Raw genomic sequence first — 19220 nt, forward strand, 5'->3', positions numbered from 1 at the left:
GGCGCGGCGGGTGACCTCGGTCAGGGCGGCGGTGCAGGCGGCCTCGTCGCGCGCGGCGCGGATGCGGGTCAGCCGCTCGATCTGGCTCAGACGGACGGCGACGTTGTCGATGTCCAGAATGTCGATCGGGTCCTCGGTCTCCTTGCGGTACTTGTTGACGCCGACGATCACGTCCTCTCCGCGGTCGATCAGGGCCTGACGGCGGGCCGCCGTCTCCTCGATGCGCAGCTTGGGCATGCCGCTGGCGACGGCCTTGGTCATGCCGCCCATCTCCTCGACCTCCTCGATCAGCGCCCAGGCCTTGTCGGCCAGCTCTGCCGTCAGGCTCTCGATGTAATACGACCCGGCCAGCGGGTCGATCACGTTGGTGATGCCCGTCTCCTCCTGCAGGATCAGCTGGGTGTTCCTCGCGATGCGGGCGCTGAAATCGGTGGGCAGGGCGATGGCCTCGTCCAGCGCGTTGGTGTGCAGCGATTGCGTGCCGCCCAATGCTGCCGACATCGCCTCATAGGCGGTGCGGACGACGTTGTTGTAGGGGTCCTGTTCCTGCAGGCTGACGCCCGATGTCTGGCAATGCGTCCGCAGCATCAGGCTGCCCTGCTTCTTGGGCTCGAACTCGGCCATGATGCGGTGCCACAGCAAGCGGGCAGCCCGCAGCTTGGCGATTTCCATAAAGAAGTTCATGCCGATGGCAAAGAAGAACGACAGCCGCCCGGCGAACGCATCGACGTCCATCCCGGCATCGATCGCCGCACGGACATATTCGCGCCCATCGGCCAGCGTGTAGGCCAGCTCCTGGACCAGGTTCGCCCCGGCCTCCTGCATGTGATAGCCCGAGATCGAGATCGAGTTGAACTTAGGCATCTCGTCGGACGTGTACTGGATGATGTCCGCGATGATCCGCATGCTGGGTTCGGGCGGATAGATATAGGTGTTGCGGACCATGAACTCCTTCAGGATGTCGTTCTGGATGGTGCCCGACAGCACGGCGCGCGAATGGCCCTGCTCCTCTCCGGTGACAATGAAATTCGCCAGGATCGGGATGACCGCGCCGTTCATGGTCATCGACACGCTGACCTTGTCCAGCGGGATGCCGTCGAACAGGATTTTCATGTCCTCGACCGAATCGATGGCGACGCCGGCCTTGCCCACGTCCCCCTCGACCCGCGGATGGTCACTGTCATAGCCGCGATGCGTCGCCAGGTCGAAGGCCACCGACACGCCCTGCTGCCCCGCGGCCAGCGCGCGGCGATAGAAGGCGTTCGATGCCTCGGCGGTCGAGAAGCCAGCATATTGCCGGATGGTCCAGGGACGGCCCGCATACATCGTGGCGCGCGGGCCGCGGGTAAACGGGGCGATGCCCGGCAACCCGTCCAGGTGGTCCATCCCGTCCAGATCGGCGCTGGTGTACAGCGGCTTGACGGCGATCCCCTCCAGCGTGTCCCAGGTCAGGCTGGAGGGATCGCGCCCCTTCAGTTCCCCCTGTGCCAGCTTGCGCCAGTCCTCCAGTGTGGGTTTTGTCATGATCCATCCTTTCCTGCCGACGGTCCTGCCCTATATTCAAGACATGACGAGGTGCCGATGAAGTTGAAATTTATGATTTTCGCGATGGCCGTGGCCGCCATGGGACCTGCGCGGGACGACCCGCCGCCCGATCCGGACAGCGTTCGCGACACCTCGTCGCAGCGCAATCCGGCCCGCTTGCCACCCGTGGCGCAGCCCCAGCCCGAAACCCCCGCACCCGATGCACCCGCCCGCACGCTGCAGGTGCTGGAGGCTGACGCGGCGAACCCGGATGACTTTCGCTGGACGCAACGTCCGGTGGTGGTGTTTGCCGATACCGCCGACGACCCGTCGTTCACGGAACAGGTCCAGGCGCTGCGGCGCGACACGGGCGGGCTGGCCGGGCGCGACGTGGTCGTGGTCATCGACAGCGATCCCGCCGCAAACAGCGTCTGGCGACAGCAGCTGCGCCCGCAGGGGTTTTCCCTGGTGCTGATCGACAAGGATGGGCAGGTCAAGATCCGCCGCCCCAGCCCGTGGGATGTCCGAGAGATCGGCCGCGCCATCGACCGCCTTCCGCTGCGCCGGCAGGAGATCGGCCGGGGCAGCCTGATGCGATAGGGCGGGGGGGCGCGAAACTTGTGGATTTGCGGTGCGTTCTCTATATCATGACAGGTATCCGGCATGGTCGCCGGATCAGCAGGAGGGTTGATCATGGCCAATTCGCGTTCCGACCGCAGCCTGTCGCAACCGCGCGCCCCCAAGGCGCCGCCCCGACCCGACACGCCCGTGCTGCGCACCGAGCCCAAGCCCAAACCGACCGCCGTAAGCCGTGCCAACGAAATCGTGCGCGCCATCGGATTGCGTCCCATCACCGGCCTCTCGGGTCCGAAGATCGGCTACTGACCTCGGTCGCCGACAGCCGCTCGCGCATCTGCGCCAGTTCCTGCGGCAGGCGCGCGCCGATCTGCGCCGCGGCCTGCGCCTCGTCCTCGTCCAGCATCGCGTCGACCGCATCCGCGCCACCGCGCAGACATTCGGTCAACACGCGCATCGCCTGAAGCCCCGTGTCGCGGGTCTCCTCCATCAGTTCCAGGTAATCGGCCATCATCTGCGCCGCCCGCCGGCCGTCGCTGCGAGCGATGCGACGCAGGTCGGTGGCCAGCGCGCCCATGATCGACAGCAGCCGATAGTACAGCACGATCGGGTCGATGATCGGCGCGGGCAGGATATGAATGTCGGCGATCACGGCCGCAAAGATGCGGTCATTGGCCTGCTGCGGCAGGGTCGGCACGAAATCCCCCGATTCGATGCGCGCGACCAGCAGGGCGGCGTCCTCGGGTGACGGCACCTGCTGTTCCAACGCAAAGACATGGGCCCGGATCTCTGCCAGCAGGGCGCGCTGCAGGTCGGTCTCGCGCGCGCGGCGCAGCATGGCGTCGCGGCGGCGGGTCTGGGACGCCACGACGATCCAGCCGATGGCGACGAACAGGCCGGTGACGACCGCCTGTTGCAACTGTGGACTGATCCACTGATCAAGCGGTGCCATGGGAACCCGCCCCGCGACACGCGCGTCCTGTCCTGAAAGGAGCCCCCATGCACCGACTTTGCCTGTCCACCGTCCTTGCCCTGTGGCCCGTGATGGCCCCCGCAGATGCCGCCCGCGGTCCCACGCCCCTGCAGGCGAACACGCTGGAGGATCTGCGCTGGCAGGCGCGTCCGGTCGTCGTCCTGGGCCCGGATGCGCAGGTTGCTGACCAGGTCGCGGCCTTGCAAGAACATACCCAGCAACTGACCGACCGCGAGGTCGTGATCCTGACCGACGGACCAGGCGCGGATGCGCTGCGCGACGGGCCGGGGTTCCACGTGCTGCTGATCGGCAAGGATGGCGGGGTCAAGATGCGGTCCACCACACCCGTCGCGGCCGACGACATCCTGTCCTGATCGACAGCATGCCGATGCGCCAGCAGGAAACGCGATAGCCCACCCCGGTCATGCCGCGCGCCTCCGTGCCAGCGTCAGCGCCATCAGACCGGCCAAGACATGACCCGCAGCCGCCGCTCCAAGGGCCGGCTGCCATGACACATGCCCGCCCAGCAGGGCGACCAGTCCGGCGCCCCAGATGATCGCAGACAGCGGCAGCGCCGCCATCCAGAACCGCCAGCCGCGCCAGCGTCCGGTGCACGTCCCGAACACCAGCTGGAACAGCGCCAGGCCGACGACCGGCGGCAGCAGATAGGCCAACGGCACCTGCGTGCCCAGCAGGGGCACGGTCTGTGCCGCCACCGCAGACAGGATGCCCGCCGCGCCCGCCAACCCAAGGCAGGCGGCCAGCAGAAAGGCGGGCAGGGCGGGGATCATTCGAACTCCATGATCACATCGTCTACCTTGAGGCTCTCGCCCGCTGCGGCATTGACGGATTTGACGATGCCCCGGCGTTCGGCGCGCAGGATGTTCTCCATCTTCATGGCCTCGACGGTGGCCAGGGCCTGACCCTCCTGCACCTCGTCGCCTTGGGCCACGTTGATCGTCACGATCAGGCCGGGCATCGGGCACAGCAGGAATTTCGACGTATCAGGCGGCAGCTTTTCCGGCATCAGCCGCGCCAGTTCGGCCGCGCGCGGGGCACGCACATGGACGCGCAGGTCAGCGCCCCGTGCGCGCAGGCGCAGCCCGGCGGCGATCTTGTCGACCTTCAGCACCAGTGGGCGGCCATCGACATCCAGCCGCGCCAGCGACTGTCCGGGGCGCCAGTCCCCCTCGACCCGGATCGTCCGGCCGGCGATGGCGACATCGGCGCCTTGGGCATCGGCCGTGATGCGGACGGGCCAGTCCTGCTTGCCCGCGAAGACGACCCAATCATCGCCGACATGGCGTTCATGGTTGTTCAGCCGCCCGCTGATGCGGGTGCGCCGGATCTCCGCCACGCGGTGCATGGCGGCTGCGGCGGCTGCGATGCGGTGCATCTCATCGTCGGGCAGGGTCGCGCCTTGGAATCCGTCGGGATATTCCTCGGCGATGAAGGCGGTGGTGATGTCGCCGCTGACGAATTTCGGGTGGTCCATCACCGCCGACAGGAAGGGCAGGTTGTGCCCGATGCCCTCGACCTCGAACGCGTCCAGGGCGGTGCGCATCGCTTCGATCGCCTCAGGGCGCGTGGGTGCCCATGTGCACAGCTTGGCGATCATCGGGTCATAGAACATGCTGATCTCGCCGCCCTCATAGACGCCGGTGTCGTTGCGGACCGCCGCCGTGCCGGTGGGTGCGCCATGAGCCAGCCACTTGCCCCCCGACAGCATCGGCCCCGCCGCGACCTCGACCGGCGGACGATAGCGGGTCAACCGCCCGATGGAGGGCAGAAAGCCGCGATAGGGGTCCTCGGCATACAGCCGGCTTTCCATCGCCCAACCGGTGATCTTCAGATCGGATTGCGCAAAGGGCAGCGGTTCGCCCGCGGCGACGCGGATCATCTGTTCGACCAGATCGACGCCGGTGATCAGCTCCGTTACGGGATGTTCGACCTGCAGGCGGGTGTTCATTTCCAGGAAATAGAAATTGCGCGCGCCATCGACGATAAATTCGACCGTGCCGGCACTGGTATAGCCCACGGCCTTGGCCAGGGCCACGGCCTGCTGACCCATCGCTGCACGCGTGGCCTCGTCCAGGAAGGGCGACGGGGCCTCCTCGATGACCTTCTGGTTGCGGCGCTGGATCGAACATTCGCGCTCGTGCAGATAGACGGCGTTGCCGTGCTGGTCGGCCAGGACCTGGATCTCGATATGGCGCGGCTGCGTCACGAATTTCTCGATGAAGATCCGGTCGTCGCCAAAACTGTTGGCGGCCTCGTTCTTGGACGACTGGAAACCCTCGCGGGCCTCGTCGTCGGACCAGGCGATGCGCATGCCCTTGCCGCCGCCGCCGGCGCTGGCCTTGATCATCACCGGATAGCCGATCTGGGCGCTGATGGCCGCGGCCTCGTCCGCGTCTGCGATCAGTCCCATGTGGCCCGGAACGGTGCTGACGCCCGCCGCCTGCGCCAGCTTTTTGGAGGTGATCTTGTCGCCCATCTGTTCGATCGCGCCCGATGGCGGGCCGATGAAGACGACGCCCTCGGCCTCCAGCGCCTCGGCGAACTTCCGGTTCTCGGACAGGAAGCCATATCCGGGATGGACGGCCTCGGCGCCGGTCTGGCGGATCGCGTCCATGATCTTGTCGATCACGATGTATGACTGGTTGGCAGGGGCCGGTCCGATATGGACGGCCTCGTCCGCCATCCGCACATGCAGCGCGTTGCGGTCGGCGTCGGAATAGACGGCGACGGTCGCGATGCCCATCTTGCGCGCGGTCTTGATGACACGGCAGGCGATCTCGCCCCGGTTGGCGATCAGGATCTTCTTGAACATGGGCTCCCCCCCAGGACGGAACATGAAAAAGCCGCCCGAAGCGCGGGGCTTCGGACGGCTTTGCAGACGGTCGGCGCGACGGGCGCGCCGATCAGCAGGTCACTGGCACAGACGGAAGTCGTTGCACAGCGCGCCAGCGGCGCCGCCGATGGCCGCGCCCTTGACGACGTTGGTGCCGCCGACCGATGCGACGGTCGCGCCGACGCCGGCGCCGATAAGCGCGCGGTCAGTGTCGGTCGGGTTGATGCCTTGGGTGCAGCCGGCGATGGCCGTGGTGCCGACCAGCGCGGCGATGGCAAGAAACTTGGACATGATGGGAATCCCGTGGGTTGGCTGGCAGCCGCGCTAGGCGCGGGCTGCCGATAGGGTGAAGGGTTGCCGCAGCGATCAGTAGCGGCGCTGGCAGACACCGGCGTCGTCGCACAGCGCGCCGCCGACGGCACCGATGGCCGCGCCGGTTGCGATGTCCTCATCCAGGGCCTTCGCGATGACGGCACCGGCAACGGCACCACCCGCAGCGCGCTGTGCGTCGGGCGAGATGCCGCCGCCCTGGTAACCCGGTGCGCAAGCCGAGAGGCCCGCCGCGACCAGAGCCAGACCGGCAACGCGGAGCGAGAAGAATTTCTGCATGATAAGAAACCTGTCGTGTTGGGCCCGTCGGGGGCCGATTGGAGGTGGTAAGGCGTTATCGCATAGCTGCTGCCCGCGTCAAACTGACATGCGTGTGACTTCAAAGGGTTCAGCATCAAGCCGCGCATCAGTCGTCGTCGGCCTCGTCGTCGTCCCAATCGTCCTGGTCGTCCCAATCGAATGCATCGGGCGCATCCTTGACGAACAGTTCGGGGAACGCGGCCTCGGCCTCGGCCATGTCGACCTGCAGCAGCTGCTCATAGTCGGCGGGGTCGAATTCGCCCACCGGCTTGACCTCGCGGCCGATCAGCCAGGACAGGCGACCGGCGTCAAGATTGCCGCGGGGAAAGGGTTCGTCGCCGAAATTGGCGATCAGCGCGGACAGGAAACCCGCATCGGCGCGCTTGTCAGCGGGCCTGCGGTCCTTGAACCGTTCGCGGCGCGTGATGGGCGTGGCGCCCTTCTTGCGATTCTCGCGACGGATGACGAACTGGAAATCGGTGCCGGGCAGACGCCCGGGAAAACCGCGATGCTTCAGCATGGCAGGGCCCCTGTGCTGGGGCGCGCGGGCCGGATCGCTGCGCACGGGCAGGCTGGCCGCCCGCGCGCAATTGTCGGACGTCTCGTCTTAGCCGAATTTGCTGTTATAGACAGGCTCGCTCGACACGGGGTTGACCATGGGCGCGGCGGGCGCGGTCGGGACATAGACGTCGGCGGGCTGCTGACGCTGGCACGCGGCGAACGCGGAAACCAGCACGAGGCCGAGGATGATCTTTTTCGACATGGGAACATGCTCCTGTAGGGCGGGCGGGGTTGCGCCCGGCTGCTCGGGTTGTGGTCGGCTTGTTGATCTGCCGGCCTGCGCGGGATGATAGACAAGGCAGGCGCGATCAGACAGGGACGCAGGGACGCCCACGCCAAAGCGCCGCCCCCCTGTGGCCCGGCTGCATCATTCACGATCTTGTGCATCGCGCGCCCGTCCCTGTCCGTCACAGCGGAATGTTGTCGTGCTTTTTCCACGGGTTCGTCAGACGCTTGCCGCGCAGGCTGGCAAACGCCCGCGCCACCCGCCGCCGCGTCGAGCGGGGCTGGATCACCTCGTCGATGAAGCCCTTTTCGGCGGCCACGAACGGGTTTGCGAAGCGGTCCTCGTAATCCTTGGTCCGCGCGGCGATCTTGTCGGCGTCGCCCAGCTCGCTCCGATACAGGATCTCGACCGCGCCCTTGGCCCCCATCACGGCGATTTCCGCAGTGGGCCAGGCATAGTTGAAATCGCCCCGCAGATGCTTGGACGCCATCACGTCATAGGCGCCGCCATAGGCCTTGCGGGTGATGACCGTGACCTTGGGCACCGTCGCCTCGCCATAGGCGAAGAGCAGCTTCGCCCCGTGCTTGATGACGCCGCCATATTCCTGGCCCGTGCCGGGCAGGAAGCCAGGGACGTCGACCAGCGTCAGGATCGGGATCTCGAACGCGTCGCAGAACCGCACGAACCGGGCGGCCTTGCGGCTGCTGTCGATGTCCAGACATCCGGCCAACACCATCGGCTGGTTGGCGACGATGCCGACGGTCTGACCCTCGATCCGGACAAAGCCGATGATGATGTTGCCCGCAAAATCCTTCTGGATCTCATAGAAATCGCCTTCGTCCGCGACCTTGGCGATCAGCTCCTTCATGTCATAGGGCTGGTTCGGGTTGTCGGGGATCAGCGTGTCCAGGCTGGGCTCGATCCGCGCGGGATCGTCGAAGAACGGCCGCGTGGGCGCCTTTTCGCGGTTGTTCAACGGCAGAAAGTCGAACAGGCGGCGGATTTCCGACAGCGCCTCGACATCGTCCTGGAATGCGCCGTCTGCCACCGACGATTTCCTGGTGTGGGTGGACGCGCCGCCCAGCTGTTCGGCGGTCACGACCTCGTTCGTGACCGTCTTGACCACGTCGGGCCCGGTCACGAACATGTAGGACGTGTCGCGCACCATGAAGATGAAGTCGGTCATCGCGGGCGAATAGACTGCACCGCCTGCGCAGGGGCCCATGATCACACTGATCTGCGGCACCACGCCCGACGCCAGCACGTTGCGCTGGAACACGTCGCATAGCCCGCAAGGCTGGCCACGCCTTCCTGGATGCGCGCGCCGCCCGAATCGTTCAGCCCGATCACCGGCGCGCCATTCTGCATCGCCATGTCCATGATCTTGCAGATCTTCTGCGCGTGGGTTTCCGACAGCGACCCGCCGAAGACGGTGAAATCCTGAGAGAAGACATAGACCATGCGGCCGTTGATCGTGCCCCATCCGGTCACCACGCCGTCGCCGGCCGGGCGGTCGTCCTGCATGCCGAAATCGGTGCTGCGATGGGCGACGAACATGTCGAATTCCTCGAAGCTGTCCTCGTCCAGCAGCAGGTCGATGCGTTCGCGTGCCGTCAGCTTGCCGCGGGCGTGCTGGGCATCGATGCGCCGCTGACCGCCGCCAAGCCGGGCCTGCTGTCGCCGTTCTTCCAGCTGCTGCAGAATGTCCTTCATCGCGCCCTCCTGATCCGGTGTCCAAGGCTAGACTGTGATGCAGGTGCAGCAAAGACAAATCAGGTAAATTTGCAAAATACCGGCGCGTCCGAAAATGCTAACTGCATATGTGCAAACGCGCGACGCAGCAGCCTCTTGACGCGGGCCGGGCAGGGGGGCAAGCCACGCAGATGGGATTGCAGATCGACATCGCGGCCATCGTGGCCAATCACGCGGCGCTGGCCGCACTGGCCCCCGGCGCGCGCGCGGCCGCGGTGGTCAAGGCCGACGCCTATGGGCTGGGCGCCGACCGCGTCGCCCCGGCGCTGTACGCCGCAGGGGTGCGCGACTTTTTCGTGGCCTTGGCGCATGAGGGACGGGCGATCCGCCCCATGCTGCCGCAGGACGCGCGCATCAATGTGCTGTCCGGGCACATGGAGGGCGCGGACCTGACCGGCCTGACCCCAGTCCTGAACAGCCCCGCGCAGTTCTTTCGCGACCGCGCCATGCGGCCCGGTCAGCCCTTTGCGATCCAGCTGGACACGGGCATGAACCGCCTCGGGATGGAGGCCGCAGAATGGGCAGCCATCCGGACCGAGGCGCTGGCCGCCGGTCCAACCTTCATCATGTCGCATCTGGCCTGCGCCGATGAACCCGACCACCCGGCCAATGCCGGGCAGCTGGCAGCGTTCCGCGCGATGACCAATGGCTGCGGCGTGCCGCGGTCGCTGGCGGCAACCGGGGGCATCCTGCTGGGTCCCGATTATCATTTCGACATGGTGCGTCCCGGCGTCGGCTTGTACGGCGGGCTGCCCTTTGCGCAGGCGCGGGGCGTCGTTACGCTGTCGCTGCGGGTGATCCAGACCCGCGACGTTCGCAAGGGTGAGATGGTCGGCTATGGCGCCAGCTGGCACGCGCCGCGCGATTGCCGCATCGCCACGGTGGACGCGGGCTATGCCGACGGCATCCCGCGGTCGCTGTCGGGCAAGGGCGCGCAGCTGTTCGCGGGCGATACGGCCTGTCCGGTGGTGGGGCGCGTGTCGATGGACCTGATCACCGTGGACGTGACCGATCTGGAAACGGCGCCCGACAGGCTGGACCTGATCTGCGCGCATCAGCCCATCGACAGGCTGGCCGACATCGCCGGTACCATCGGCTACGAGGTCCTGACCTCGCTTGGCCTGCGATACCAGCGGACCTATCTGTGACGCCCATCCGGGCGATCGGACGCCCCGCCCTGCGCGCCACCCGGACCATCGGGGCGGTGGCGCTGTTCGCGGCGCGCGGCCTGTCGGGATTCGGCCCACCCCGCGCGATCCTGCGCCAGATGGTGCAGATCGGCTGGCTGTCCCTGCCGGTGGTCGGGTTGACCGCGCTGTTCACCGGTGCGGCGCTGGCCCTGCAGATCCATTCCGGCGGAGAGCGGTTTCAGGCGGGCGACGTGGTCCCCGCCATCGTGGCCATCGGCATGGTGCGCGAACTGGGCCCCGTCCTGGGCGGCCTGATGGTCGCGGCCCGTGTCGCCAGCAGCATCGCGGCCGAGATCGGGACCATGCGTGTCACCGAACAGATCGACGCGCTGGTGACGCTGTCCACCGACCCGATGCGCTGGCTGGTCACGCCGCGCCTGTGGGCCGCGATCCTGTGCATGCCGGTGCTGGTGGCGACGGGCGACATCATCGGCATCATGGGCGGCTGGCTGGTGGGCACGACCTCGCTTGGGTTCAATTCGGCCAGCTATATCGCAAACAGCTGGGCCTATCTTGAGCCGTGGGACGTGACCTCGGGCCTGATCAAGGGTGCCTTTTTCGGGCTGGTCGTGGCGCTGTCGGGCTGCTGGTTCGGGATGCGGTCGGGGCGTGGTGCTGCGGGCGTCGGGCGGGCCACGACAAACGCTGTCGTCGCCGCGGCCGTCGGCATTCTTGCCGCGAATTTCGCGCTGACCGGGCTGTTCTTCGAATGATCCGGATGGACGGCCTGACCAAGTCATTCGGCGCCAAGCGGGTTCTGGACGGCGTGGACCTGTCCGTCGCCACGGGCGAGAGCCTGTGCGTGATCGGCCAGTCCGGCACCGGCAAGTCGGTCCTGCTGAAATGCATCCTGGGGCTGGAACGCCCGGATGCGGGGCAGGTGCTGTGGGACGGGCAGCCGCTGGACCGGGCGCGCTTCATGGCGCGGTTCGGGATGCTGTTCCAGGGGGCCGCGCTGTTCGACAGCCTGTCGGTCTGGCAGAACGTGGCGTTCCGGCTGCGGCAGCGCATGGACGACCGCCGCGCCCGCGCCATCGCGCTGGACAAGCTGGCGCGCGTGGGGCTGGCCGCCGACATCGCGGACCTGATGCCCGCGCAGCTTTCGGGTGGCATGGCCAAACGCGTGGGCCTGGCCCGCGCCATCGCCGACGACCCGGCGGTGATCTTCTTCGACGAACCGACGACCGGGCTGGACCCGATCCGCGCACGGGCCATCGATGCGCTGATCCGCGGCATCGTCACCGAAACCGGGGCCACCGCCATCACCATCACGCATGACATGGCCAGCTGCCGGATCATCGGCGACCGGGTCGCGCTGCTGGCGGACGGCCGGATCGCGCATGACGGTCCGGTGGCCGACATGGACGGCGCACCCGCCTTGGCCGGTTTTTTGGGCAACGCAGATGCGGGACCCGGCGAACATGCGGGATAATGATGCAACTTTTGCACAGGCTGGGCCGTTCTGCCCCAAACAGGGGCAGTTCCGCCCCCATTACGGCAAACATGAACTTGTGCGAATCCGACCGGCTTGCCACCATGGACCGACCAGATTGACCAGGAGAGACATTTGGGCCTGACCCCGACGCCACCCGTCACCGCGGCTTCTGCCGAAACCCTGCTGGAATTCCCCGACAACCGGCTGTTGATCGACCTGTGCGGTCCCAACGACCGCCATCTGGCCCGGATCGAGGAGGCACTTGGCGTCCACATCCTGCGTCGCGGCAACCAGATCGCCGTCGTCGGCGGTCCCGAGGCCCAGTCCGAGGCCGCGAACCTGCTGCGCGGCCTGTACGCGCGTCTGGAACAGCACCGTCCTGTCGGTCCCGACGAGGTCGAGGCTGCCCTGCGCATGGGCGTCGAACCCGCGGCCGACGTGACCCCCGCCGAACAGCTGGAGATGTTCGCGCAGGGCAATTACGAACTGCGCACCCGCAAGAAATCGGTCGAGCCGCGCACCGACGCGCAGAAGGCCTATGTCCGCGCGCTGTTCCAGAACGAGCTGGCATTCGGCATTGGGCCTGCGGGCACGGGCAAGACCTATCTGGCGGTGGCGGTCGGCGTCACGATGCTGATCGGCGGTCATGTCGACAAGATCATCCTGTCGCGCCCCGCGGTCGAGGCGGGCGAACGGTTGGGCTTTCTGCCCGGCGACATGAAGGAGAAGGTCGATCCCTACATGCAGCCGCTTTACGACGCGCTGAACGATTTCCTGCCCGGCAAGCAGATGCAGAAGCTGATGGAGGAGAAGCGCATCGAGATCGCGCCGCTGGCGTTCATGCGCGGACGAACCCTGAGCCGTGCCTTCGTGGTGTTGGACGAGGCGCAGAACGCCACCAGCATGCAGATGAAGATGTTCCTGACCCGTTTGGGTGAGGGGTCGCGGATGGTCATCACCGGCGACCGGACCCAGATCGATCTGCCGCGCGGGATGATGTCGGGGCTGATGGACGCCGAAAAGATTCTCAAGGACGTCAAGGGCATCAGCTTCAGCTATTTCACCGCAGATGACGTCGTGCGCCACCCGCTTGTCGCGCGCATCATCAAGGCGTATGAGGTCGAGGATAACGCCGCCCTTGCCCGCGGTGAAACAGAGGAGCCGCGCGGCCAGTACGTCCCCCGCCGCGCATTCAGAAACGATGCCTGACGAGATTTCCGTCGATTGCGTCATCGAGGATGACCGATGGCAGGCCGCCGGTCTTGAGGACCTGGCGGCCCTTGCCGTCACAGCCGCGCTGGACCACCACCGCTTGGGCGGAGAGGTGGTCGTCATGGGCTGCGACGACGTCCGCATCGCCGCGCTGAACGCCGATTTCCGCGGCAAGCCGCGGGCGACGAACGTGCTGTCGTGGCCCTCGGTCGAGCATCTGCCGCACGACCCCGGTGCGGCGCCCGAGTTGCCGGACGAGGACGAACTGGGCGACATCGCGATAGCCTTCGACACCTGCACCGCCGAGGCGGAGGCGCAGGGCAAGCCCTTCGATCATCATGTTCAGCATCTACTGGTCCATGCGACCCTGCATCTGCTGGGTTATGATCACCTGAACGACCCCGACGCCGAGTTGATGGAGGCGACGGAACGCGCCATCCTGACCCGGCTTGGCATTCCAGACCCCTATCAGGAGAAAGACCGATGAATTCCGAAAGCCGATTATCCGAGCCCGCTCCTCAGCCGGCCATCGAGGAGGTCACGGCGATTGCCGTCGACGGTGGCGTCGTCGAGGAGAAGGAAGCCGGAAATGGCAAAGGATTTTTTGGGCGCGTGCTGTCGGCCCTGACCGGGTCCGAGACCGCGACCGACGAGGATCATCCGGACCGGCACGTGGTCGGCACCCCCGGTCTGGTCAACCTGCGCCGCATGCGGGTCGACGACGTCGCCATCCCCAAGGTCGAGATCGTGGCCGCCCCTGCGAACCTGTCGCTGGAGGATCTGGTCGAGATGTTCCGCGAGCATGGGTTCTCGCGGATGCCGGTCTTTCGGGGCACCCTGGACAGCCCGCTTGGTCTGATCCATCTCAAGGATCTGGCGCTGAAGCACGGGTTCGGCGCGGGGGGCAAGTTCACCATGCGCCCGATGCTGCGTCCGCTTCTGTATGTTCCGCCGTCGATGCCCATCGGGGTGCTGCTGCAGCAGATGCAGACCAAGCGCATCCACATGGCGCTGGTCATCGACGAATACGGCGGCGTGGACGGTCTGGTCACGATCGAGGACCTGATCGAGCAGGTCATCGGCGAGATCGAGGATGAGCATGACGAGGTCGAAGGTGGCCTTTGGGTTCATGAAAAGACCGGTCAGTGGCTGATCCAGGCCCGCGCCGCGCTGGACGATGTCGAGGCAGAGACCGGCCTGCGCCTGATCGGCGACGAGGATGAGGATATCGACACTCTTGGCGGCCTGATCTTCATGCTGGCGGGGCGCGTGCCGCTGCGCGGCGAGGTGATCGCTCACCCTTCGGGTGCCGAGTTCGAGGTCGTGGACGCCGATCCACGCCGGCTGAAGCGGATCCGCCTGCGGATGCCCAGCATCAGCACCCCGTCGGACCGCAAGACCGCCTAGGCTTCAAGGCAGCCGGGGGGCATGCGTCCCCCGGTATGCGGCGTTTCAGCTGGCCTCGAACCGGGCCAGCATCGCCTCGAAGAACAGGTCGCGGAGCGGGTCGGTCTCCATCAGGATCTCGTGCTTGGCACCCGGAATGGTCAGCAATTCCGATTGCGGCCATCGGCCCGCGCGGTCGCGGATGGCCTGTGGGGACACGACCTTTTCGTCGCTGCCGACAGAGACCAGCATCGGGACTTCGGGCGACGGAATGCGCGACAGGCGGGCGCATTCGTTCAGCGCCTTGCTGACCCAATCGAAGGTCGCGCCGCCGATGGTCAGGTCGGGCCAGGCAAAGGCCTCGCGCACAAGCCGCGCCCATTCGTCGCCGTTTCCGGTCAGCAGGTTCGCGTTGAAGCTTTCGTCCAGCGGATAGGTCGTGGCCGCCCCACCGCTACCGGGTGCGGTCAGGCCACCGCGCCCCACGCGCCCCGCCAGATAGGCGATGCTGAGCGCCATGCCCTGCTGCATCCGCCGCAGGTTGATGCCCCACATGGGCGCGGAAAACACCGCGCTTTGCACGGCCATCCCGCCTTCCAGCGCGGCCAGCCCGATGCAGCCGCCCATCGAATGGGCCAGCAGGTGCCACGGTCGGGGCAGGTCAAGCTGTTCGGCCGCCACCATCATCTCGACCACGTCATTCTGATAATCGGCGAAATCGCGGATATGGCCGGGACGGGGATTGGGCTGCAGGCGATCCGACATGCCCTGACCGCGCCAGTCGATCGACAGGACGTCGTAACCCTCGGCCATCAGGCGGTGGGCGACGGGGGAATATTTCTCGATGTATTCGGTGCGGCCGGGAAACAGCAGAACGGTGCCGCGCGCCGCATCGGCAGGCCAATGTGCCATGCGAAGGCGAATTCCATCGCCTGCCTGCGCCCAGAAGGCGCGGGCAGGCTGCGACCGATCGTCCGGCAGCTGATGGAAGGGTGCCTGTTGCACGCGGGGGCTTAGGACAGCTTCTGGCCCAGCTGCATCGCGACGCCCATCGAGCCGTCGATCTTCAGCTTGCCCATCATGAAGGCGGTGGCCGGGTTCACGTCGCCGTTCAGGATACCCTCGAACGTTTCGCGACTGGCGGTCAGGGTCACTTCGGCATCTTCGTCGCCGGCGCGAACGCCGTCCTCGTCGATCATGATCGCGCCTTCGCCGGTGATGACGAATTTCGCGACAGAATCGAAGCTGTCGATCTTTTCGCCCAGCTTCTGGACGGCCTTGGTCACGACTTCGCTCATTTAACGTCTCCTGGTGCGCTTTGTCTGGCGCCCGACCTGCGGCCTGGGCTACACCAGACATATGAACGCGGTCCGCCCGAATTTCCACTCTGCCGTCACGGCATTGCGTCACAAAGTTCTGACGATTTTCGTTGTTATTGCAAGCGCAATGCCGATGGCCGCCGCGGGCCAGGGCCTGGACGACGCATTCGCCCGTCTTGCCCAACCTGACGGAGAGGGCTGGCGCATCGCGGAAAGCGACATCCTGCGCGAATGGTCGCGGTCCGGTTCCCCGGCGATGGACCTGCTGCTGCAACGCGGAGAGGCGGCGCTGGACATGGGGGACATCCCATCGGCCATCGGCCACCTGACGGCGCTGACCGATCACGCGCCCGATTTCGCGGCCGGTTTCCAGACGCGGTCCGCGGCCTATGCGACGGCGGGCCAGTTCGGGCCGCGCTGGCCGACCTGCGCCGCACACTTGAGCTGGAGCCGCGGCATTTCGCGGCACTGACCCAGCTGGGCGCCATGCTGGAGGAAATGGGCGATGACGACCGCGCCCTGGCCGCCTATCGCGCCAGCCTGGCCATCCACCCCCACCAGCAGGAAGCGATCGACGGCCAGGCACGTCTGGAACGCAAGCGCATCGGCACCGATATCTAGGGCATGAACATGATGACGCGCGGGCGGATCACCGCCATTCTGGGCCCGACCAACACGGGCAAGACCCACTACGCCATTCAGCGGATGCTGAACCACCGGTCCGGGGTGATCGGCCTGCCGCTGCGCCTGCTGGCGCGCGAGGTCTATGACCGCATCGTGGCCGCCCGCGGCCCGTCCGTCGTGGCCCTGGTCACCGGAGAGGAGCGGATCGTCCCCGACCGCGTCCAGTACTGGGTCGCCACGACCGAGGCGATGCCCGACATCGCCGTCGATTTCGTGGCCATCGACGAGATCCAGCTGTGCGCCGATCCGGGTCGCGGGCATGTGTTCACCGACCGCCTGCTGCACATGCGCGGCACGGTCGAGACGCTGTTCCTGGGCAGCAGCACGATGCGCCCGACCATCGCCGCGCTGGTTCCCGAAACCCAGTTCGAGCGCAAGGAGCGGTTCTCGACCCTAACCTGGGCGGGGTCGAAGAAGCTGTCACGGATGCCGCCGCGCAGTGCCATCGTGGGGTTCAGCGTCGACGACGTCTATGCGATGGCCGAACTGATCCGGCGGCAGAAGGGCGGTTGCGCGGTCGTGATGGGGGCGCTGTCGCCGCGCACCCGCAACGCCCAGGTCGAGATGTACCAGAACGGCGAGGTTGATTATCTGGTCGCCACCGACGCCATCGGCATGGGCCTGAACCTGGACATCAAGCACGTGGCCTTCAGCGCCACGCACAAGTTCGACGGCAAGCGCGTCCGCCCGTTGTTCCCCCACGAGATGGGCCAGATCGCGGGCCGGGCAGGGCGGCACACCGAATCCGGCACGTTCGGCGTCACCGGAGAGGCCGAGCCCCTGGACGAGGGGTTGATCGACGCGCTGGAGAACCACCGTTTTGCGCCGATCAGCCGCCTGATCTGGCGCAACGGCAAGCTGGAATTCGGCAGCATGGACCGGCTGGTCGAAAGCCTTGAGATGGGGCCGGGCCACGAGTTGCTGACCCGCGGTCGCGAGGCCGACGACGTGGCCACGCTGAAGATCCTGCGCGAATTCCCCGAGATCAAGGACCGCATCCGCGGCGGCAAGGACGTCCGCCTGCTGTGGGACGTGTGCCAGGTGCCCGATTTTCGGGGCATCTCGACCATGGAACATGCGACTTTGCTGGCGCGGATCTTCGGTTTCCTGCAGGATGGTCATATCCCGGCGGATTGGCTTGGCCGGGCCATCGAACGCATCGACCGGACGGCTGGCGACATCGACGCCATCTCGAAACGGTTGGCATATATCCGCACCTGGACCTATGTCGCGCAAAGAACGGGCTGGGTGGCGGACGAAAAGCATTGGCGCGGGGAAACGCGAGCTGTAGAAGACCGCCTGTCGGACGCGCTGCACGCGGCCCTGACCCAACGATTTGTGGACCGGCGCACATCCGTGCTTTTGCGCCGGCTCAAGCAGAAGGAGAGCCTGGTGGCCGAAGTGAATGACAAGGGCGAAGTGACGGTCGAGGGCGAATTCGCCGGCCGCCTGGAGGGCTTCCGGTTTCGCCCCGACCAGACCGCTTCGGCGGACGAGGCCAGGATGCTGAGCCGCGCCAGCTATGACGCGCTCAAGCCCGAATTCCACCTGCGTGCGGACCGTTTCTACAACGCGCCCGACACCGAGATGGACTATACCGAGCAGGGCGGCCTGATGTGGGGCAACCAGGCGGTCGGCAAGCTGATCAAGGGTGCCGATCCGCTGCATCCCGGCGTCGAGGTCTTTGTCGACGAGGAAGCCGGCCCCGAGATCGCCGACAAGGTCCGCCGCCGCGCCCAGCATTTCATCGACCGCAAGATCGCCGCGCTGTACGAGCCGTTGGTGACCCTGCAGAAGGACGAGGCCCTGACCGGTCTGGCCCGCGGCTTTGCCTTCCGGCTGGTCGAGGCGCTTGGCATCCTGCCGCGCGACGGCATCGCCACCGAGGTCAAGGAACTGGACCAGGAATCGCGCGGCATGCTGCGCAAGCATGGCGTCCGTTTCGGACAGTTCACGATCTTCCTGCCCGCGCTGCTGAAGCCCGCGCCGACGCGCCTGCGGCTGGTGCTGTGGTCGCTGCACGAGGGGCTGTCGGAATTCCCGGAAAGCCCGCCGCCGGGCCTGGTCACGATCCCGCATCTGCCGGTCGTGCCGGACCAGGTCTATGCGCTGTCGGGTTACCGTCCCGCGGGCGACCGCGCGATCCGCATCGACATGCTGGAGCGACTGGCCGATCTGCTGCGCACCCAGGACACGCGCGGCGGGTTCGAGGCGAACCCCGACATGCTGTCGATCACCGGCATGACGCTGGAGCAGTTTTCGGGTCTGATGCAGGGGCTGGGCTATTCCGCCGACAAGGCGGAGCGCAGCAAGGTCAAGACGACCGAAGCCCCCGCCGTCGTGTCCGCCCCCGAGGCTGACGGTTCCGACGCGCCCATGACCGAGGAAGAATCCGTCCTGGCCGCCGAGACCCGCGCAAAGTGGGAGGCCGAGCAGGCCGAGAAGCGCAAGGCCGAAGCGCCAGAAGCGGAACCCGCCGAAGCGGAAGCCGAAGCCGAGGCGCCCGCCGACATCGCGCCGCCCGAGATGGAGGTGTTCTATACCTTCAAATGGGCACCCAAGCCGCGCGGCAACCGCCGTCCTCAGGGTGACCGCGGTCAGGCCGAACGTCCCCAGGGCGACCGCCCGCAGGGTCAGCGTCGCGGCCCGCGCCGTGATGGCGCCCCGCGCGAGGGTCAGGCCAAGGACGCGGCCCCCGCAGGGGATCGTCCGCGCGGCGACGCCCCGCAGGGCGAGCGTCGCGACCGCAACGGCAAGCCCGGCGGCAAGTTCGGCGGCCCGAAAAAGAGCGGCAAGCCGTCCCACCAAGGGCCCCAGACGTTCTCCTCGCGCCCCGAGAAGAAGGCTGATCCCGACAGCCCGTTCGCGATTTTGGCGCAGCTGAAGGACAAAACCTGA

22 protein-coding genes and 1 pseudogene are annotated in these 19220 nt (G+C 66.9%); 12 read left to right on the forward strand and 11 right to left on the reverse strand.

Annotated features, from left to right (window positions below; all coding sequences use genetic code 11):
* Positions 1-1524 (reverse strand): methylmalonyl-CoA mutase (gene scpA / locus TY51_RS05050; protein ID WP_042246721.1); only part of this gene is annotated, 1524 nt, incomplete at its 3' end.
* 57 nt (positions 1525-1581) lie between these two features.
* Here scpA and TY51_RS05055 point away from each other — a divergent pair.
* Both TY51_RS05055 and TY51_RS05060 read left to right on the forward strand, forming a co-directional pair.
* Entirely contained in the window at positions 1582-2124 is a 543-nt protein-coding gene (locus TY51_RS05055) for a DUF4174 domain-containing protein (RefSeq protein WP_042246724.1), read from the forward strand.
* Positions 2125-2217: 93 nt separating this feature from the next.
* Complete coding sequence (locus TY51_RS05060) at positions 2218-2409, forward strand: hypothetical protein (protein ID WP_042246727.1); 192 nt, start codon at positions 2218-2220, stop codon at positions 2407-2409.
* Here TY51_RS05060 and TY51_RS05065 read toward each other — a convergent pair.
* Positions 2375-3052: a hypothetical protein gene (locus TY51_RS05065; RefSeq protein ID WP_042246730.1), complete on the reverse strand. Its 678-nt coding sequence runs from the start codon at positions 3050-3052 to the stop codon at positions 2375-2377. The two genes, TY51_RS05060 and TY51_RS05065, sit on opposite strands and share 35 nt — an antisense overlap.
* A 47-nt stretch (positions 3053-3099) precedes the next feature.
* Between TY51_RS05065 and TY51_RS05070 the strand changes: the two genes are divergently transcribed.
* Positions 3100-3447 carry a DUF4174 domain-containing protein gene (locus TY51_RS05070; protein WP_052649809.1) on the forward strand — a complete coding sequence of 116 codons (348 nt, stop codon included), beginning with the start codon at positions 3100-3102 and terminating at the stop codon, positions 3445-3447.
* A gap of 48 nt (positions 3448-3495) precedes the next feature.
* On the opposite strand, the gene TY51_RS05075 is transcribed toward TY51_RS05070, so the two are convergent.
* The 7 genes and pseudogenes from TY51_RS05075 to TY51_RS05100 form a co-directional block, all read right to left on the reverse strand.
* Positions 3496-3864, reverse strand: a complete 369-nt coding sequence (locus tag TY51_RS05075; RefSeq protein WP_042246733.1) for a hypothetical protein — start codon at positions 3862-3864, stop codon at positions 3496-3498.
* Entirely contained in the window at positions 3861-5906 is a 2046-nt protein-coding gene (locus TY51_RS05080) for an acetyl/propionyl/methylcrotonyl-CoA carboxylase subunit alpha (RefSeq protein WP_042246736.1), read from the reverse strand. The genes TY51_RS05075 and TY51_RS05080 overlap by 4 nt, the downstream gene beginning before the upstream one ends.
* A 99-nt stretch (positions 5907-6005) precedes the next feature.
* On the reverse strand, positions 6006-6218 hold the full coding sequence (locus TY51_RS05085; protein WP_042246739.1) for a hypothetical protein: 213 nt from the start codon (positions 6216-6218) through the stop codon (positions 6006-6008).
* A gap of 75 nt (positions 6219-6293) precedes the next feature.
* Positions 6294-6536 carry a hypothetical protein gene (locus TY51_RS05090; protein WP_042246742.1) on the reverse strand — a complete coding sequence of 81 codons (243 nt, stop codon included), beginning with the start codon at positions 6534-6536 and terminating at the stop codon, positions 6294-6296.
* 127 nt (positions 6537-6663) lie between these two features.
* Positions 6664-7077 (reverse strand): hypothetical protein, encoded by a 414-nt coding sequence (locus tag TY51_RS05095; RefSeq protein ID WP_042246744.1) that lies wholly within the window; start codon positions 7075-7077, stop codon positions 6664-6666.
* An 87-nt stretch (positions 7078-7164) separates the two neighbouring features.
* Positions 7165-7320, reverse strand: a complete 156-nt coding sequence (locus TY51_RS21685) for a hypothetical protein (protein WP_156117888.1) — start codon at positions 7318-7320, stop codon at positions 7165-7167.
* Between the two features lie 205 nt (positions 7321-7525).
* A pseudogene (locus TY51_RS05100) lies at positions 7526-9057 on the reverse strand (acyl-CoA carboxylase subunit beta).
* A gap of 170 nt (positions 9058-9227) precedes the next feature.
* Here TY51_RS05100 and alr point away from each other — a divergent pair.
* From alr to TY51_RS05130, 6 genes are all read left to right on the forward strand, one after another.
* The gene (alr, locus tag TY51_RS05105) at positions 9228-10244 is read left to right on the forward strand and encodes an alanine racemase (protein WP_042246747.1); all 1017 of its coding nucleotides are present in this window, start codon (positions 9228-9230) and stop codon (positions 10242-10244) included.
* Complete coding sequence (locus TY51_RS05110; RefSeq protein ID WP_042246752.1) at positions 10241-10999, forward strand: ABC transporter permease; 759 nt, start codon at positions 10241-10243, stop codon at positions 10997-10999. The genes alr and TY51_RS05110 overlap by 4 nt, the downstream gene beginning before the upstream one ends.
* Complete coding sequence (locus tag TY51_RS05115) at positions 10996-11718, forward strand: ABC transporter ATP-binding protein (RefSeq protein WP_042246755.1); 723 nt, start codon at positions 10996-10998, stop codon at positions 11716-11718. The genes TY51_RS05110 and TY51_RS05115 overlap by 4 nt, the downstream gene beginning before the upstream one ends.
* A gap of 135 nt (positions 11719-11853) precedes the next feature.
* Complete coding sequence (locus TY51_RS05120) at positions 11854-12930, forward strand: PhoH family protein (RefSeq protein ID WP_042246757.1); 1077 nt, start codon at positions 11854-11856, stop codon at positions 12928-12930.
* Positions 12923-13420, forward strand: a complete 498-nt coding sequence (ybeY, locus tag TY51_RS05125; RefSeq protein WP_042246758.1) for an rRNA maturation RNase YbeY — start codon at positions 12923-12925, stop codon at positions 13418-13420. The genes TY51_RS05120 and ybeY overlap by 8 nt, the downstream gene beginning before the upstream one ends.
* Positions 13417-14340: a hemolysin family protein gene (locus tag TY51_RS05130; RefSeq protein WP_081994716.1), complete on the forward strand. Its 924-nt coding sequence runs from the start codon at positions 13417-13419 to the stop codon at positions 14338-14340. Before ybeY ends, TY51_RS05130 begins: the two co-directional genes overlap by 4 nt.
* Positions 14341-14385: 45 nt before the next feature.
* Here TY51_RS05130 and TY51_RS05135 read toward each other — a convergent pair whose 3' ends face one another.
* Both TY51_RS05135 and TY51_RS05140 read right to left on the reverse strand, forming a co-directional pair.
* A complete protein-coding gene (locus TY51_RS05135; protein ID WP_231558915.1) occupies positions 14386-15231 on the reverse strand; it encodes an alpha/beta fold hydrolase in 846 nt (281 codons plus the stop codon).
* A 101-nt stretch (positions 15232-15332) separates the two neighbouring features.
* Complete coding sequence (locus tag TY51_RS05140) at positions 15333-15617, reverse strand: SCP2 sterol-binding domain-containing protein (protein ID WP_042246766.1); 285 nt, start codon at positions 15615-15617, stop codon at positions 15333-15335.
* Between the two features lie 154 nt (positions 15618-15771).
* Here TY51_RS05140 and TY51_RS23185 point away from each other — a divergent pair, with 154 nt between their 5' ends.
* Genes TY51_RS23185 through TY51_RS05150 form a run of 3 tightly spaced genes read left to right on the forward strand, consistent with a single transcriptional unit; the run spans position 15772 to position 19220 of the window.
* A complete protein-coding gene (locus TY51_RS23185; RefSeq protein ID WP_052649811.1) occupies positions 15772-16110 on the forward strand; it encodes a hypothetical protein in 339 nt (112 codons plus the stop codon).
* Positions 16111-16124: 14 nt separating this feature from the next.
* Positions 16125-16259 (forward strand): hypothetical protein, encoded by a 135-nt coding sequence (locus TY51_RS23940; RefSeq protein WP_255351383.1) that lies wholly within the window; start codon positions 16125-16127, stop codon positions 16257-16259.
* A gap of 9 nt (positions 16260-16268) precedes the next feature.
* The gene (locus TY51_RS05150) at positions 16269-19220 is read left to right on the forward strand and encodes a helicase-related protein (RefSeq protein ID WP_042246825.1); all 2952 of its coding nucleotides are present in this window, start codon (positions 16269-16271) and stop codon (positions 19218-19220) included.

The organism is Paracoccus sp. PAMC 22219 (assembly GCF_000787695.1).
Taxonomy (GTDB): Bacteria; Pseudomonadota; Alphaproteobacteria; order Rhodobacterales; family Rhodobacteraceae; genus Paracoccus.